Annotated in this window: 13 protein-coding genes and 2 tRNA genes; 5 read left to right on the top strand and 10 right to left on the bottom strand. The window is 51.5% G+C overall.

Annotated elements, in window-relative coordinates; genetic code table 11:
* The first annotated feature begins 152 nt into the window (after positions 1-152).
* Together ABEB26_RS12475 and ABEB26_RS12470 are read left to right on the top strand one after the other, a co-directional pair.
* Positions 153-929 (top strand): O-methyltransferase, encoded by a 777-nt coding sequence (locus tag ABEB26_RS12475; RefSeq protein WP_345722340.1) that lies wholly within the window; start codon positions 153-155, stop codon positions 927-929.
* A complete protein-coding gene (locus ABEB26_RS12470; protein ID WP_345722339.1) occupies positions 926-2,059 on the top strand; it encodes a glycosyltransferase family 4 protein in 1,134 nt (377 codons plus the stop codon). The genes ABEB26_RS12475 and ABEB26_RS12470 overlap by 4 nt, the downstream gene beginning before the upstream one ends.
* Positions 2,060-2,789: 730 nt before the next feature.
* Here ABEB26_RS12470 and ABEB26_RS12465 read toward each other — a convergent pair.
* The 9 genes from ABEB26_RS12465 to ABEB26_RS12425 form a co-directional block, all read right to left on the bottom strand.
* Complete coding sequence (locus tag ABEB26_RS12465) at positions 2,790-4,034, bottom strand: chloride channel protein (RefSeq protein ID WP_345722338.1); 1,245 nt, start codon at positions 4,032-4,034, stop codon at positions 2,790-2,792.
* Positions 4,035-4,256: 222 nt separating this feature from the next.
* Positions 4,257-6,467, bottom strand: coding sequence for an ATP-binding protein (locus ABEB26_RS12460; RefSeq protein ID WP_345722336.1), 2,211 nt, complete (start codon positions 6,465-6,467; stop codon positions 4,257-4,259).
* Positions 6,468-6,652: 185 nt separating this feature from the next.
* Positions 6,653-8,239, bottom strand: a complete 1,587-nt coding sequence (locus ABEB26_RS12455) for a TROVE domain-containing protein (RefSeq protein ID WP_345722335.1) — start codon at positions 8,237-8,239, stop codon at positions 6,653-6,655.
* A gap of 151 nt (positions 8,240-8,390) precedes the next feature.
* A tRNA-OTHER gene (locus ABEB26_RS12450) sits at positions 8,391-8,498 on the bottom strand.
* Positions 8,499-8,638: 140 nt separating this feature from the next.
* Positions 8,639-8,773: transfer RNA gene (locus ABEB26_RS12445), tRNA-OTHER, on the bottom strand.
* A gap of 545 nt (positions 8,774-9,318) precedes the next feature.
* Complete coding sequence (locus tag ABEB26_RS12440) at positions 9,319-9,789, bottom strand: hypothetical protein (RefSeq protein ID WP_345722334.1); 471 nt, start codon at positions 9,787-9,789, stop codon at positions 9,319-9,321.
* A 74-nt stretch (positions 9,790-9,863) separates the two neighbouring features.
* The gene (locus tag ABEB26_RS12435; protein WP_345722333.1) at positions 9,864-10,022 is read right to left on the bottom strand and encodes a hypothetical protein; all 159 of its coding nucleotides are present in this window, start codon (positions 10,020-10,022) and stop codon (positions 9,864-9,866) included.
* A 266-nt stretch (positions 10,023-10,288) separates the two neighbouring features.
* On the bottom strand, positions 10,289-11,893 hold the full coding sequence (pyrG, locus tag ABEB26_RS12430; protein ID WP_345722332.1) for a CTP synthase: 1,605 nt from the start codon (positions 11,891-11,893) through the stop codon (positions 10,289-10,291).
* Between the two features lie 278 nt (positions 11,894-12,171).
* A complete protein-coding gene (locus ABEB26_RS12425) occupies positions 12,172-12,621 on the bottom strand; it encodes a MarR family winged helix-turn-helix transcriptional regulator (protein ID WP_345722331.1) in 450 nt (149 codons plus the stop codon).
* A gap of 123 nt (positions 12,622-12,744) precedes the next feature.
* Here ABEB26_RS12425 and ABEB26_RS12420 point away from each other — a divergent pair, with 123 nt between their 5' ends.
* Entirely contained in the window at positions 12,745-13,164 is a 420-nt protein-coding gene (locus ABEB26_RS12420; RefSeq protein ID WP_345722330.1) for an organic hydroperoxide resistance protein, read from the top strand.
* A 535-nt stretch (positions 13,165-13,699) separates the two neighbouring features.
* On the opposite strand, the gene ABEB26_RS12415 is transcribed toward ABEB26_RS12420, so the two are convergent.
* Complete coding sequence (locus ABEB26_RS12415) at positions 13,700-13,864, bottom strand: hypothetical protein (RefSeq protein ID WP_345722329.1); 165 nt, start codon at positions 13,862-13,864, stop codon at positions 13,700-13,702.
* A gap of 403 nt (positions 13,865-14,267) precedes the next feature.
* Between ABEB26_RS12415 and ABEB26_RS12410 the strand changes: the two genes are divergently transcribed.
* Positions 14,268-14,873, top strand: coding sequence for a TetR/AcrR family transcriptional regulator (locus ABEB26_RS12410; RefSeq protein ID WP_345722328.1), 606 nt, complete (start codon positions 14,268-14,270; stop codon positions 14,871-14,873).
* Between the two features lie 95 nt (positions 14,874-14,968).
* The gene (locus ABEB26_RS12405) at positions 14,969-16,234 is read left to right on the top strand and encodes a glycosyltransferase (protein ID WP_345722327.1); all 1,266 of its coding nucleotides are present in this window, start codon (positions 14,969-14,971) and stop codon (positions 16,232-16,234) included.
* Positions 16,235-16,285 lie beyond the last annotated feature (51 nt).

Genomic DNA, 16,285 nt, shown 5'->3' with positions numbered 1-16,285 from the left:
ACCCTCACCCCCAACCCCTCTCCCACTGTGGCGGGTACTTCCGAGCAGTTCCCCTTCGCCTCGCGTGCGGGAGAGGGAGCTAGGGGGTGAGGATATGAACGTCATTGCCAACCAATGAACCATTACATTTATTAATTGTCAAAGGAAGCGCTATGTCGTGGAAAAGCCGAGTGCGGCCATTTATCCCCAAGCCCGTGTTGCAACGCTATATCGCTTGGCGGGTTGCCAATAATCAAAAAACCGTGCGCCAACGCCTATTTGAACAATATGGGCGTTACGCTGAATATACCCTGACTCAACGCTCGCTGCCTGAGCTGTTTCCCGAAGGTCACCAAGCTAGCATCGAAGTGCCAGTTGCCGCGATTGTGCGCGACGATACGATGGAAATGCCTTTGGCCGAATTGCTATCACTGGCAGGGGTGACCCAAATTAGCCAACCTAAAACGATTTTTGAATTTGGCACCTACATGGGCGCAACCACGCGCATGATGGCCCAGCATAGCAGCCCTGAAACCAACATCTACACCCTTGATCTTGATGTCAAGACTCGCAACGAGTATCTGCGGCGCAATGGCTATCAGTTTGAATTAAGCTTCACGCCAGGCCAGCATTTTCACAATACCCCTGAGGCCAGCAAAATCACCCAGCTTTGGCTTGGTTTAGAGCCATTCGATTTTAGCCAATATTATGGCCAAATGGATTTAGTGTTGGTTGATGCTGATCATTCGTATCCCTTCGTTAAGGCCGATACCGAGGTAGCATTAAAATTGGTACGGCCTGGCGGGGTGGTCGTTTGGGATGATTATACTTGGGTCGATGCACACCCTGAGTGTGTTGGGGTAACTCGCTGCGTTAATGAATTAGCTGAGCGCTTGCCGATTTATCGCATCAAACAAACTCGTTTAGCGATCTATCGAGTGCCTGCATGAGACGGCGACTCTGGTTTGTTAGCGATAGCACAGCGCTTGGCGGAGCCGAGGGCTATTTAGAAACGCTGTTGCTGAATACTGATCAACAGCAGTTTGAGCTTGGTTTGCTGCTGCCGCCGCGCCCAGCCACCCAATCCTTGATCGATCGAGCCAAAGCCCATGGGGCGAGCATCGCAACCTTGGATGTGGTGCACGACCATGGCTTATCGTTGCAAGCAATTAATCAAGCGGCGCGGCTTTTTCGCCAATTACGGCCTGATATTGTGCATTTCGTTGTGCCTTCGCCGCGCCGCGCTGCTGAATTGGTATTGGGTGCAGCCTTAGCGCGAGTGCCACGCCGAGTTATCACCTTCCAATTGGTAACGCCAATTCCTCGCTTCAATTGGCTTTCACACCATTTGCGCTTGCTCAATCGGCGTTGGCAATACGCCACCTTACACGCTGGCATCGCGGTTTCACAAGGCAATGCTCAATTATTGCTTGAGCAATTTGGCTTTCCCAAACGGCGTTTGCACACAATTTATAATGCAGTTGATAGCCAACGCTGGCAACCGCAACCACGCGATTCAGCAACTCGCAAAGCATGGCAGATTCCCACCGATGTGCCACTTTTAGGCGTGGTGGGACGTTTGAGTCGCCAAAAAGGCCATCAAATATTATTCGATGCCTTACCAACGCTGTGGCAAGCGCAGCCAAACCTGCATGTCGCATTAATTGGTGAGGGCGATTTAGCTGACGAATTACGCCAAGCCGCCCAACAACTACCCAAGCCAAATCAAGTTCATTTTGTTGGCCAGCAGGCCAATATGCCTGCCGCTTTGGCTGCGCTTGATGTCTTTGTCTTGCCATCGCTTTACGAAGGCTTATCGTTTGCCTTGCTCGAAGCCATGGCCAGTGGGCAAGCAATTGTCGCCAGCAGCACCGACGGCACGCGCGAAGCAATTAGCGCTGGAGTTCAAGGCCTACTAGTTGAGCCAGGCCAAAGTGCTGCGCTAGCGCAAGCAATCGGGCGCATGCTCAGCGATCAAGCATTAAACCAAGCCTGCCGCCAAGCCGCCCGCCAACGCATTCAACAACAATTTGAGTTGCAAACGATGTTGCAACGTACTTTTGAGTTGTATAGCCTGTAGGGATCAGGGGCTAGGGGTCAGGGATCAGGAAAGAGAGCATAGAACAGAGAGCATAGAACATAAAGATATGAGTGCTTGGTTATTGGGTGATGGGAGTTTAACGCAGAGGCGCAGAGCATTAAAAGGGATGAAATGGATCATTTGTGGAATTTGGGCAATTCGTGGCTAACAAAAATCACCTTGTTGGTACAGCGGAATAATCAAATACATCTGTGCCAATCTGTGGCTAAAAATCAGCCTTCGTATGCTTCGTGTTCTTCTTGGTTTCCATAACTGATCCCTGACCCCTAGTTCCTCATGAATCAGCCTAAAGCACGATTGCTCAAAGCCGCAACCTAGCCTACAATAGCACTGCGCAAGAGCGCAAGCTGAGACTAAAGCTCAAGCTGAATCGGCAAACGTCGTGTTAGAAAGTGGAGGTTCGAATCCTCCCCCAGCCACCAAAACTAGGCTGGGTAGCCCAATTGGCAGAGGCGCTAACACAGCCATTCAAATTCAGATTATCGCTCTAGATTCAGTATTTGCTGTTGAACATCAAGTCAAACACTATCATGCATATACCGCTGGATGCTAGTTCGAATCTAGCCAGCTCCGCCAAACTTTGGGGCCGTAGTTTAATGGAAAAACCCAGCGCTCTTAGGACTGACGTGGTAGTTTAAACGTATTGATGTGTGCAAATCAATAGCGCTGCCGAGGCCCGACACTAGGCTAGAGTTCGGGCCTCATTTTTTTAATCAACATCCAGTTGATCAAGCCGTTTGCCTGTTTGATAGCCCAAGTGCTGGCGTTTGGCCCAGCCAACCCGTTGCGCGGCATAAATCCCGCGATGCCCAGAAACGCTGTAAGCAATACAGGTTGTCAGCATCAAGGGTCCAAGCAAGGTCGAGCCAAACAACTCAACACCCATCAAAACACACGCAATCGGGGTATTGGCTGCCCCAGCAAACACCGCAATAAAACCCAAAGCCGCCAGCAGATCAGCAGGCACACCAAAAAGCTGGGCTAGCGTAGAGCCAAGCGTCGCGCCAATCACAAATAATGGCGTTACTTCGCCACCTTTAAACCCCACACCCAAGGTCAAGCCTGTCAACAATAATTTAAGCGCAAATGCCCACGGCACAACGCCTTGTGGCTCGAAAGCCCGGGCTAGCAGCGGCAAACTTAGCCCATTGTAATCACGAGTATTCAATAAAAAGCTAATCATGACAATCAGTCCGCCACCAACCACTGCCCGCAAAATTGGGTTGGGCAGCCAACGGCGCGACCATGTTTGCACCAATTCAGTCCAGATCGCAAAGGCACTGCTAGCTAAGCCAAAGCAAATTCCTGCTACAACTAAAATCGCCCAAATCATGCTCAAATCGGGTACACTTGCCACATGATAATGGCTATGAGCAACATTCAGCCAACGTACCACCCCATCACCAACCAAGGCTGCTACCAAACAGGGCAATAATGCTTCATAGCGCAAAACCCCAAATGCCAGCACTTCCATGGCGAAAATCGTGCCTGCAATCGGCGTACCAAAGACGCTGCTAAACCCTGCGCTGATGCCCATCATCACGACCAAACGCCATTCAGCTTGGGGTAAACGCCACCAACGCCCAATTCGCGCCGCCAAACTCGCCCCCATTTGCACTGCCGTACCTTCGCGCCCAGCCGAACCACCACCAAGATGGGTTAGCAAGGTTCCAAGCAGTACCAAGGGAGCCATGCGCAAGGGAATCCCAGCCGAATCAGGGTTATGCAGTTGTTCGATGATCAGATTATTGCCAGCCGCCACGTTCGTGCCAAAGCGTTGATAGAGCCACGCCACCAAGCCACCAAGTAACGGCAAACTTAACAATAACCACCAGTTGTTGGTTTGCAGGCTGGTCACCCAAGCCAAACTAACTAAAAAAAAGGCGCTAGCAAGGCCAGCAGCAAGGCCTATAATCACTGCTAAGCCTGTCCAGCGCCCAATCTGTCGCATCATCAGAGTATCCTTATTAATTTAGGCAATCGAGAAGCAAACGAAAGGGTTGAAACGCGCATTTAAGGAGCGGCGCAGTGTGGCTATTGACTAAATGTAATGGATTATAAGGTTAACAACCAGTTCCCTATGCCCTCACCCCCAGCCCCTCGCCCACTGCGGCGGGCGAGGGGAGCACTCCCGAAGCGTTTCCCTCTATGCTCAAAACTCCTCGATCCCAAAATTTTACCCTAACACTCGTGGATCAACCGTTTGATCGACTAAATCGAGAAATTCGCTAATTGCTGGTAGCGTTGATGTAGCCGCAGCTTGCCCTGCAAAATAGTTTACCCGCTCAGCAGTTTGAGTGAAAAAGCCTAGCATCGCCGGATCTGGCTGAAGTTCCTCATTATAGGGGTCTTGCATACGTTCAGCAAACTCAAGCGCTGGTTGAGCTAAAGCCGGATAGTGCTCAGCCAAAACAGCGGCGAGGGTTATCATTTCTTCGCCCGATTGCTCCAAATTTTGCAATTGGGCTTGCATATCAAAAACAGGCCGCAAAAGCTCGAAAGCACGTTGGATCTGGCCCTGTTTATACCAAACTCGGGCTAATGCACTTTGCGAACCAGGGATTAAGTTACGTGCATCGTTTTGCAAGGCCAGGTTGAGCGATTCTTCAAGTGCCTCTTGGGCTAATGCTAAATCATCAATGGCACAAGCGAGCCAGCCACGGGCACTCTGACAGAGAATAATGCCAACTTGATTGCCAAGACTACGGTTGAGTTGCAGGCTTTGTTGATAGCACCGTTCAGCATCATCGAAACGCCCCAAACCAGTGTAGGAACTGGCCAAATTACTCAAGGCGGCAGCTTCGCCCGAACGATCATCCATCGCTTGCCAACGGGCCACCACATCCTCACCAAGCTCAATTGCTTTTTGATAGTAGCGTTGTTGATAGGCTAATGATGACAAATTATGTAAAGCCCGTGTTTCGCCAAAAGTATCGCCAACTTGCTTGAACAAGGCTTGACCACGCTCATACCACAAGGTAGCATCAGCATGATCGGCAAAATATTGGGCACAAATGCCTGCGGCAATCGCTGCTTTTGCCCGCACAACAGGCTCAATTTCATGTTCACGCCGCCATGCTTGGCGAATCCAAATGCGAGCTTCTTGGGCATAGCCTTTGGTAAACCAAAACAACCACAACGAGCCAGCAATTCGCAAAGCTGTGGCTGGATGTTGCTCAACCGCCCAATCGAGCACTGAGCGCAAGTTGTAAATATCACTCTGCAAGCGGGCCATCCACAACGGCTGCTCGGCTCCGAGCAAGGGTTTTTCGGCACTCTCAGCCAAATGGGTAAAGTACGAGCTATACAAACGTTGCAGGTGGTTAGCTTCACGGCGACGTTGTAAACGACCCTCGGCATAGGCATGCACTGCATCAAGCATCAGATAGCGATGGTCGCCGTTGGGCAAGGTTTCAAGCTGCACCAACGATTTATCGACCAAGGTCTGTAATCCTTCGACCACATTGATCGGCACATCGGGAATTCCCGCGCAGATCGCTTCCGCCGATTCGAGCGTCCAACTGCCGCGAAAAATCCCCAAGCGAATAAACAAAATTTGTAGCGTTGGCGAAAGCAGGCGATAGCACCAATCGAGCACTGGCCACAAAATTTCTTTGCGTTGCATGGTGCTATTTTTGTCGATCATGGCCGCACCTAAACGCAAGTGATGCCGCACCATTCGCACTAAATCCGAGGGTGGCAAACTGCGACTATGGCTGGCAACTAGCTCGACGGCCAACGGCAAGCCCTGCACCAAACGGCACATTTCGGCTATCGCTTGAGCCTGTGGTTGATCGACTTTGAGCATTGGCTGCAAGCGTCGCAAGCGTTCGCTGAATAATTGAACCGCGCCATATTGCAAAATTTCGCTGGCACTCAAACGAGCATCTTCGGCAGGCACGCTCAATAATGGCACCCGATAAATCGTTTCAGCAGCCACATTCAGCGCAACTTGGCTGGTGACCAAGATCGTTAATTGCGGCACAGCCATAACTAATGCTTGGACATCAGAAGCAGCCTCAACCACATGATCAATATTATCGAGAATTAACAAGCTAGGTTGATGTGGAAAATGAGCGGCAATCGTGGTCAGCAATGGTTGATCGGTGGTGGGAGCGATACCGAGGCTTTCGGCAACCGTTGCCAGCACCAAACCCGCAGCGCGAATCGGTACCAACGACACAAAAAAACAGCCTCCAACAAACTGGTCGGCATATAAACGGGCACAAACAACCGCTAAACGGGTTTTGCCCGCGCCGCTTGCCCCAACTAAACTAATTAACCGCTGACCTTGCGCCAATAAAGCGCCAATTTCAGCAGTTTCAGCATCACGCCCAATTAGAGCAGTGGTGTAACGTGGAAGGAGATCGGAATGTTCTGTCTGCATATTCACACCAATTGGTTTCTGCTAGCGCCATCGACATTGATAGCATTCATGCTTCATTGCATGCTCGTTGTTGTGCATAGCCCGATTGATGAGCCGTTGCATTGGTTAATCATACACGAAAAATCGGGTTAAATGCAGCAATCCCCATAGAATTACTCTATAGGGATTGTTAGCATTGGGCTTGATCACAGCGCAATTTGTTCGATCGCGCTAAGCTGATCGGCGTAACCAAGCAGGCTTTGGGCAATATAGGCGGGCACATGTTCGGCCCAACCAAAAATAAAGCTCACATTTGGCTCTTCGGGCGGGGCAACCGCGTGCGGGTAGGGCGCAATCGTGATCAAAAATGCTTGAGCCTTAGGGTTAACCTCGGCCAGATATTTACGCCAAACGCTGACGAAACTCGTGCCACCATAGCTATCGCGTGCCCATTCTTCATTGTCGGTAATCGCAATCACCACATCGACCACCTCACGGCGATCGTACAAGTAGGAAATTGGGGCGGAAACCGCTGTGCCACCACCAAGTTTGGCCGTAATCTGCTTTGTAACCCACATCAGCTTGGTTTCGCGCCAAGTCTCCATCTGAACAATGCTGGTATTAAACGGCAATAGTTGGGCGGTTGGGTTGCTGCGATAGAGCGAGCCAGCGAAAATGCCAGCAATATCAACATAGCGTACCCGCGATTTAGGGTTGATTTGCCCGCCCATCGAGCCAGAAACATCTGGGGCAACTACCACTCGCCCAGGAATTTCGGGCATGTTGATAAAGGCCATTTCGAGCATCTGCTCAAGGGTTTGCTGAATCAGCTTTTCCTGCTCGCTCAATGGCGTGAAGGCCAACCAAGCGGCGTGCAAACGAAAGGGCAAAATCTTGGCGCGGCGCAAGGCCTCAAGGTCACTCAAACGGCCAACCACATATTCAACCATCGCCGCATCGTGGAACACACCAGCCCGTTGCAAACTGGCCAAATTGCGCAGCAAGGCAAAATAGGGCATTTGCTCGATCAACGTTCGCCACATTGCCAAATCTGGCTTGCCAGTACCCGTGACAATTTCGTAGGGCAGACGACCAGCCTCAACCAACGCTCGCTGCTCGGTCGGATCGCTCGTGCGTTTAAGTTGCTCGACCGCCGCGATTTGCGGCAACAGGGTAGGCACTTGTTCGGCCCAAGTTTTGCGCCAGCGTTCGCGATCGATCAAATAGCTAAACAAGGCATGAGTGCGATCATCGACAGGTTGCGGGCGAGTTAGGCGCAGCACATCGCGCAGGGTCATACTGCCTGCGTTCGTGCCGCCATATTTAATTGCGTGATATTCGCTCAAGTTAAGCAACCAAGCATTGATTGTTTGCTTGATTGCGCGGCCCATGCCAGGCCGAAGCTGGCGCGAACGCACAATTTGTACAAAATCTTGCAAATCGCCTGGCGTTAGAATAATTCGGTTGAAAATTTGGCGAAATAAGCCCAAATCGACGGTTGATAGCACAACCAAACCGATAATTGGCTGAAGGCGCATGGTTCCTTGTTCGCGAGCATACACCAAGGCTTTCGCAGCAAATAGTGGGTCATGGGCTAACATCGTTTGGTGCAACTCCAAGGCCAAGCCATAATTGGTACCTTGCGAGGCATAAAAGGTCGAGCCAATCGTATTGGTCAACAAGTTTTGCACATAACGTTCAGCCAAACTGCGTTGATAGGTGGGAAAGCCCTCGTGGTTAAGCCCATTAGCTGCATCAGGCGTGCGAGCAAACAGGCGGCGAACAGTGTTCATGGCCACCTCCAAGTTATAAGGAAGGGAAACGACTCTTCTCAACAAAAAAACCATGGTCTAGCCCGAATCACGCTTGCGGGTCAAACGCTGTGAATTGGTTTGGGCAACTACATCACAGCTGATTCGACTAGACCATGGAGCCACAATAGGTCGGGCCTAGCAGGACTCGAACCTGCGACCTAAGTAGCTCCTACTATCACCTCGCGAACGAGGAAGTTGACGTAGAAGCAGTTTGCTCTACCAACTGAGCTATAGGCCCGAAGTTTAAGGATGAAGGATGAGGGATGAAGGATGAAGGATGAAGGATGAAACCAAGCCCACAGATGCTGTCAATAGCCAAGCGCCTTCCTCTCTGCGCCTCTGCGTTAAAACCTTCTTCGTGCCCTTCGTGGATCACATTGGTGAGCATAACAGGAATCGAACCTGTACGTCAGGCTAACGAAGTAACTCCCACGATCACCTCAAATTGAGGAAGAGTTGTCGAAGTACTGTGCCGAAGCACATCCTGATGTTCTGCCGTTAAACTATATGCTCACGTTTAGGGATTAGGGTTTAGGGGCTGGGGATCAGTGAGTTACCTGAATCCCTGTCACCAGTACAAAACCCTCATAATATTCCGATAACCAAATGCTCTGCGCCTCTGCGTTAAAACCTTCTTCGTGATCTTCGCGTTCTTCGCGGTTATAGCCCTCACCTTCGTCAAGATCTATCACGAGACGATCATGGTGTTACAAGGGTTCCAAGAAGCGGCTGATTAAAGCCCACATTCGCCACGTTAACATTGTTTGGTTCCTCTGGTAGCGGCATACGACTCCTTCAATCGGTATGCTGAACGGTCAGGGCTGCTGAGGAAAAGGCGTGGAACTTCGTGGTTCAAGCGAAGTATGTCCCACAAGCACCTCAGCAAACTCTCACTTGTCTCCCACAAGCTGGCGAGGAAGCTGGCTAAATTGTAAATCCTTCACCTCGCCAGTTTGTTGATTCTCTCCCACAAGCGCTAACCCATTGATGATGAAATCGATCATTGGCTAGCGATACCTCAAACTATTGGTTAATTCCTGCTCCGCTCGTTCTCTCCCTCAAGCGGGCTTTTTGGCTTTACCGCGCCATGGCAAGCGCCATGATGTTGGTTCGGGCGCTGTCTCAATCTGCGCCAATTCCAACACCTTACGTACATAGCGGCGAACTTCGCCTTGGCAGGCATCCAAGCGCTTGGCAACCTTGGCGGCATCTTCCACCACCACAGGCACACGCAAGGTTTGATCAAACCATGAAACAATCCCAGTTACGTCGCGCATCGTTTTGGTTGGGGCAGTTAAGCAAACCACCCGAATCAAAACATCGGAGCGCTTAATCTTAGGATGTTGAACGGTAAACATTGGGCTGGCAATATAATTGGCATAGATCAAGACTTTCGCAATCAGCAAACGATAGCGGAGGCTGTCATCACTGATTGAACCAGTGTCCACGACCCATAAATCCAACCCAGGGCGGGCGGGGTCGAGTGAACCCGCAACAATATCAATGCGGGTAGGATCTTCGAGCGTCATGAGCAAACCTCTAGCTAAAACAAAATAGTCGTCACTGCTGTGACGACCATAGCACTAGCGTGTGTCAGTACACGTCACACTATTGGTCGCCATCCATCCTTCGTCAAACTCATCTCGCCAGCAAAACCATAGCCTAAATCTACATTACGCAATGAGCCACAAATGTGGGCTATTGGCGAGTAATGTGTGCTTGACTGGCGTTTTGGTTGTGGATTGGTGAGTAGCCGTCGCATGGTGCTCGTTCCTTTCCTATGTTGCAATCGAATCTGATTTGGTGATGGGCTAACTATAAGCGCTGTTAAGCAGGCTGGCATCAGTCGTCGGGCGGAAATTTCTAAGCCCTTAGACTGAGAGATAAAAGGATGAATTATGAAAGATGAATTATGAAAGGGTAGTTTTAACACAGCGGCGCAGAGAAAATATTAAACGCTCTGCGCCTCTGCGTTAAAAAATGAAGATCGAGCTATTGCTAGCCCGATCTCCAGCAATCAACAACCAATTATTCGGCGGTTTGTTCCAAGGCAGCCTGCACAAAATCGCGGAACAATGGATGAGGATTGTTCGGGCGCGATTTGAACTCAGGATGAAATTGCGAAGCCACAAACCATGGATGGTCGCGCAATTCAACAATCTCGACTAAACGGCCATCAGGTGAGTGCCCACTTATCACAAAGCCAGCTGCTTCCATGGCCTTGCGATACTTGTTGTTAAACTCAAAGCGATGGCGATGGCGTTCCAAGGCTAATTCACGACCATAGGCTTTGGCTGCTTTGGTATCGGGCGCTAAAATACAGGGGTAAACTCCCAAGCGCATCGTCCCGCCCTTGTCGCTAATATCCAATTGATCAGGCATAAAGTCGATTACGGGCAGTTTGGTGTTGGGGTTAAACTCGGTTGAGTTAGCATCAGGCGCATTCAAGGCAAAGCGAGCGAATTCAATCGTGGCACATTGCATGCCCAAACAGAGCCCCAAGAAGGGAATTTTGTTTTCGCGAGCATAGCGTACAGCCCGAATTTTACCCTCGACCCCGCGATAGCCAAAGCCACCAGGTACGATAATCCCTTGCACATCGCCGAGCATGGTTACTGGATCAGCGACTTCAAGCTCTTCTGAAGAGACCCATTTGATCTCAACTTGAATATCTTGGGCCCAACCAGCGTGGCGCACCGATTCAGCGACGCTCATATAGGCATCGCGCAGTTCAACATATTTGCCCACAATCGCCACGGTGGTATGGCGTTTGGGTTGTTTGATCCGCTCAACTAACGAGCGCCATTCATCAAGTTGGACTGGCTGAGCAGCCAAAGCCAAGCGTTCGATAATTAAATCGCCTAAGCCTGCTTCCTCAAGCACCAACGGCACTTCATAAATTGAATCGACGGTTGGTAGAGCTACCACCGCCTCGTTGGGCAAATCAGCAAACAGGGCGATTTTCTCACGAATATCATCATCAACTGGCAAATCGGAGCGACACAACACCACCGCTGGCGAGATACCAACGCGGCGCAGTTCAGCAATTGAGTGTTGGGTTGGCTTAGTTTTGAGTTCGCCGCTGGCTTGGAGATAGGGTAGCAAGGTGACATGAATATACATCACATTATCACGGCCCACATCTTTTTTCATTTGGCGAATAGCTTCGAGGAAGGGCAGGCTTTCGATATCGCCGACCGTGCCGCCGATTTCGACAATCACCACATCGGCATTGGTATTTTTGGCGACCAAGGCTACGCGGCTTTTAATTTCGTTGGTGATATGCGGAATAACTTGAATTGTGCCACCGAGGAAATCGCCACGGCGCTCTTTTTGAATCACTGAAGAATAAATTTGGCCGGTTGTAATGTTATTAACGCGGGACAAATTTTCATCAATAAAGCGTTCGTAGTGGCCCAAGTCGAGGTCGGTTTCAGCACCATCTTCGGTCACAAAGACCTCGCCATGTTGGTAGGGCGACATCGTACCAGGGTCAACATTGATATATGGATCAAGTTTTTGAATTGAAACGCTAATGCCACGACTTTTCAGCAAACGGCCCAGCGAGGCCACGGTGATTCCCTTGCCCACCGATGAAGCTACGCCACCCGTCACGAAAATATACTTCGTCATTTACTGTGCTCCGCGTTAAATAAAAAATCCGCACTGAATATCATCAGTACGGGCCTTGATTATACCATAGATGGTTTGATCGTAGGGGCCGTCGCATTTCGATCAAAAGCACTTCGTCAAACATCTCTTTGCAGATTCGCTATTGTGCGATAGCTATCCAATGATTGTGCTTTAGGGGGTGCAGGGGGATGAAAACCACCTGCGTTCTCCGCCTTGAGGCGGGGCGGAGGGGTGGTGATCATGATCGATTGAATCAAGTTTATCAAAACTAACCATCCCTAATCAGGGAGATTTGCTTCAACCGAAGCCATCACTTGGCGTAGCAAACGCTTAAGCTGTAGATATTCAGCAGCACTTAAGCCAATTGCCTGAAAAATTGAGGCTGGTACATTGCTGGCCTGTTGGCGCAAGGCTTGGCCTGCTTCGGTTAATTGAATTTCAACTTCACGTTCGTCGCTGGCACGGCGTTGACGCTGCAAAAAGCCTGCACTTTCAAGTCGTTTGAGCAATGGCGAGAGCGTGCCTGAATCGAGTTGTAATTGTTCGCCGAGTTGTTTGACGGTCTGGGCTTCATGCTCCCACAGCACCAACATCACCAAATATTGAGGGTACGTTAAGCCCAAGGCTTCTAAAAGTGGCCGATAAGCCTTATTGATCGCTCGCGAGGCCGCATAGACATCGAAGCACAATTGCTGCTCCAACAATAAGCCCTGTTGTTCCAAGTTCATCGCTGGCCTCCTGTTTATATAACTCAAGCACCGTAGCACGAAAATTAGCTGTTGACAAATTATATTGCATACAATATGATTGTTATCAATATAAATCTAGTATGTTTTTGGAGATAGATGATTATGGCACTTAAAACCTTATATACGACCACAATGACGGCAACGGGCGGACGCACGGGCCAAGTAACCGCAGCTGATGGCAGCTTAACGCTCGATCTTGCCTCGCCCAAAGAGTTAGGTGGGCCTGGCGGCGCGACCAACCCCGAGCAATTGTTTGCGGCTGGCTACGCTGCCTGTTTTCACAGTGCTTTAAGTTTGGTCGCCAAACATGCCAAAGCCGATCCAACTGATTCAAGCGTGACTGGCACAGTCAGCCTTGGGGCCAATGCCCAAGGTGGCTATGGCTTGGCCGTTACCTTGACTGTCGATTTGCCCAAGGTTGAGCGTGAAACTGCCTTAGCCTTGGTTGAAAAAGCCCACACCGTTTGCCCTTACAGCAACGCAACCCGTGGCAATATCGAGGTTGAGTTGATTGTAAAGTAGGGTTCAGGGGCTAGAGATCAGAGGCTAGACGTTTGCAATCACGAAGAGCGTAAAGCTCCCAAGTAATTAAACAGCTTTAACGCAGCGGCGCAGAGAATTAAATGTTTCTCTGCGCCGCTGCGTTAAAACCAGTGTTGCTGGTTGAATATCCACATATGATCTAGCATAATCGAGGTAATCAGCGTAAGCTAGTCGATAATGGTACACTCACGATTCAACAAACAACCTTTCTCTCCAATACTGCGGGCATTAATACAGTAACTATTGCCGCCACGCAAACGCTTCATATCGAGATAGCGAATGTCAACCGACCAATCACCCAAAGGGTATCCGATGGCGGTATTGGGCGAGGCGCGAGCATGCGCCGAATGGTTTTGATACTAGATGTTTGATAAAACAAATCGTGGCCAGTTCATGGGCCTGAGCGGGGGATGCTCGGCCTTGAGCGCAAACACAAAGGCGACCAAATCGAGCAGCATGCTGGAGGGACGTGGGAGCCGCAACCAAGCCAAGAAGGCCATTGGCACGCCAATGGTCAAGGTGATAGGTGATGATCGCGCACGGTGGTTTTGATGGCGCGGTCGGCGACCGAATCCTCAGTTAAGCCAATGGGGCAAATGAGTTCATAGAGATACTGTTTGGGCCGGTAATCTGCATTTGGAGTTGTTGCCACGTAGGCACAGCCAGTACGTTTGGGCATAACAGCCTCGCTGGTGCATCCGATAGTTCAATACTCCTCCTATCCTTGCAACTCTGAACCAGTAGTACCGCAAGACCACCATGGAGTTAAACGCAGATTTTCCTAGTTTTCTGCATTAAACATCTGTTCAGTCTGAAATCGTACCACAATACCCATCATCCAGCATGCTTTGAGGTCTCTATGATTTCGTCGATGGGTTTTTATGGCACAAATGTGCTCTAATTAGCAGCGACAGCGCTACAATTCATCGTGTTGCTGGCATCGCAGCTAAACGCCTTATGGTGACACTCCCCCTTGACAAACACCAGCGCATACTTCATACTCATTTAGATGAGTGATTGCTCATTTAAATGAGTAACCACTCATCTTTACTCAGCGCGTCGCAGGTATCGGAGGAATCTAGATGATTGACCCAATCCAGCAGCAACGCATCGCCGCACGCACTAACCAGATCTTGGATGCCGCTGCCGCAGTGTTCGCCGAAAAAGGCTTCCACGCGACCACAACGCGCGATATCGCTCGACGGGCCGGCATCGCCGAAGGCACGATTTATACCTACTTCACAACCAAGACTGCCATCCTGATGGGCATTTTCGAGCGTATGAAGGCCGTTGTGCTGGCTGATAGCATCCCGTTAGAGGCCACCGACGGCGATATGCCGACGATTATCCGTACCATGCTCCAGCACCCCTGGACAGACCTAAAAACCGACAACTTCGCATTGTTCCGCATTGTCCTCTCGGAGATGATGGTCAACGAGGAGTTACGCGGCATGTACTATACCCAGATCCTTGAGCCAACCCTAACCCTCGCTGAAACAATGCTGGCCGACCACGCCGTCCGTCACAACCTTAGCCCAACCGCGCTCAAGCTGACTATCCGGGCCGTTGCCGGGATGATCATGGGCCTGATGATCGAGCATATCATGGGCGACCGCATCCTTGCCGACCACTGGGACACCGTCCCCGACATCGCAGCCGACCTCATCATTAATGGATTTGGCACTTAGTAGCTTGTATCGAGCATGGAAGGGCGTTAATGTCCACGTTCAGGACGACCTACCGAACAATGCTCGAACGACGAACCACTTACTGGAGACACCCAATGCCGATCATTTCAATCGTCACATCCGGATCGCGCGGCGACGTGCAGCCCTATGTCGCTCTCGGCGCAGGCCTAAAGAATGCCGGTTATCACGTGCGCCTACTGGGGTCAGTCAATTTCGCCGGGCTGGCCCACGATGCAGGCCTGGAGTTTCACTCCACTGGACCAGACATCGAGGAGCTTCTGCAAAGCCCCGAGTGGCGTGCAGTCACCGAAAACGGCAACTTCCTGACCATCCTCATGCGCATGCGTGCCGAGATGCGCAAGCGTGCCACCGAAAGCGCTCGCATCCTGCCGCCGCTCTTGGAAGGAAGTGACTTGATCGTGGCTGGAATGTCGGTGTTCGGCGGTGTCCATTCGATCGCCGCCGCGCTCAAGATTCCGCTGATCGAAAGCCACGTCTTTCCATTCACGCCGACCCACGCTTTTCCCAGCCCACTGGTACCCAACCTGCCCTTCGGTCGGGCGCTCAACCGATTCTCGTTCCATGCCACCCGCCAGCTGTTTTGGCACAGCCTCAAGGCCTCCGATGAGGCTACCCGGCAAGCGCTGGGCCTCCCAAAAGCGCCGTTCTGGGGGCCGTTCCGCACGCTGGCACGGAGCCAGATGCCAGTGCTGTACGGATACAGCGCCCATGTCCTACCGCGCCCGGCTGACTGGCCTACCAGGCATCATCTGACCGGTTACTGGTTTCTCGATGAATCGGCCGGCTGGTCGCCGCCAGCCGACCTTGCCGCCTTCTTGGCCACCGGACCAGCGCCGGTTTACATCGGTTTCGGCAGCATGGGCAGCCGCGATCCGCAGGAAGCTGGGCGGATCGCCCTAGAGGCCTTAGAGCGATCCGCCCAGCGCGGCGTGCTGGCCGCTGGCTGGGGCGGCCTGAGCGTGGCTGATTTGCCAGCCAACGTGCATATGATTGGGTCTATCCCACACAGCTGGCTGTTTCCGCGAATGGCGGCGGTCGTCCACCACGGCGGGGCCGGCACCACCGCCGCCGGGTTGCGGGCCGGCGTGCCCTCGATCATTGTGCCGTTTATGGGCGATCAGTTGTTCTGGGGCAAACGCGTCGCGGATTTAGGCGTTGGGCCACAGCCGATCCCGCGCAAGCGGCTGAGCGTCGCTGGACTGACCGCCGCGATCAGCGCCGCCGTGACTGATGCCGACATAGGGTGTCGGGCCGCCGCTCTTGGACAGCAGCTGCGTGCCGAGCATGGTGTGGGATCGGCGGTCGCGCTGATCAATCATGTGATGTTGGGGCAGTCATAGAGTTCGGCATGATCTCGGCTTCATCTAATGGAATACAACGTGTCGCAGCTT

The sequence above is a fragment of the Herpetosiphon gulosus genome, from assembly GCF_039545135.1.
Classification (GTDB): Bacteria; Chloroflexota; Chloroflexia; order Chloroflexales; family Herpetosiphonaceae; genus Herpetosiphon; species Herpetosiphon gulosus.
Note: the sequence above shows the minus strand (reverse complement) of the source record. Positions and strands in the feature narration are given on the sequence as shown.

What these genes read in the sequence shown, in the direction of transcription:
- ABEB26_RS12470 (WP_345722339.1), top strand. Translation starts at nt 926, where the DNA reads ATGAGACGGCGACTCTGGTTTGTTAGCGATAGCACAGCGCTTGGCGGA.
- ABEB26_RS12440 (WP_345722334.1), bottom strand. Translation starts at nt 9,789, where the DNA reads ATGACGCTCGAAGATCCTACCCGCATTGATATTGTTGCGGGTTCACTC.
- ABEB26_RS12425 (WP_345722331.1), bottom strand. Translation starts at nt 12,621, where the DNA reads ATGAACTTGGAACAACAGGGCTTATTGTTGGAGCAGCAATTGTGCTTC.
- ABEB26_RS12435 (WP_345722333.1), bottom strand. Translation starts at nt 10,022, where the DNA reads ATGCGACGGCTACTCACCAATCCACAACCAAAACGCCAGTCAAGCACA.
- ABEB26_RS12410 (WP_345722328.1), top strand. Translation starts at nt 14,268, where the DNA reads ATGATTGACCCAATCCAGCAGCAACGCATCGCCGCACGCACTAACCAG.
- ABEB26_RS12415 (WP_345722329.1), bottom strand. Translation starts at nt 13,864, where the DNA reads ATGCCCAAACGTACTGGCTGTGCCTACGTGGCAACAACTCCAAATGCA.
- ABEB26_RS12475 (WP_345722340.1), top strand. Translation starts at nt 153, where the DNA reads ATGTCGTGGAAAAGCCGAGTGCGGCCATTTATCCCCAAGCCCGTGTTG.
- ABEB26_RS12420 (WP_345722330.1), top strand. Translation starts at nt 12,745, where the DNA reads ATGGCACTTAAAACCTTATATACGACCACAATGACGGCAACGGGCGGA.
- ABEB26_RS12455 (WP_345722335.1), bottom strand. Translation starts at nt 8,239, where the DNA reads ATGAACACTGTTCGCCGCCTGTTTGCTCGCACGCCTGATGCAGCTAAT.
- ABEB26_RS12405 (WP_345722327.1), top strand. Translation starts at nt 14,969, where the DNA reads ATGCCGATCATTTCAATCGTCACATCCGGATCGCGCGGCGACGTGCAG.
- ABEB26_RS12460 (WP_345722336.1), bottom strand. Translation starts at nt 6,467, where the DNA reads ATGCAGACAGAACATTCCGATCTCCTTCCACGTTACACCACTGCTCTA.
- pyrG (WP_345722332.1), bottom strand. Translation starts at nt 11,893, where the DNA reads ATGACGAAGTATATTTTCGTGACGGGTGGCGTAGCTTCATCGGTGGGC.
- ABEB26_RS12465 (WP_345722338.1), bottom strand. Translation starts at nt 4,034, where the DNA reads ATGATGCGACAGATTGGGCGCTGGACAGGCTTAGCAGTGATTATAGGC.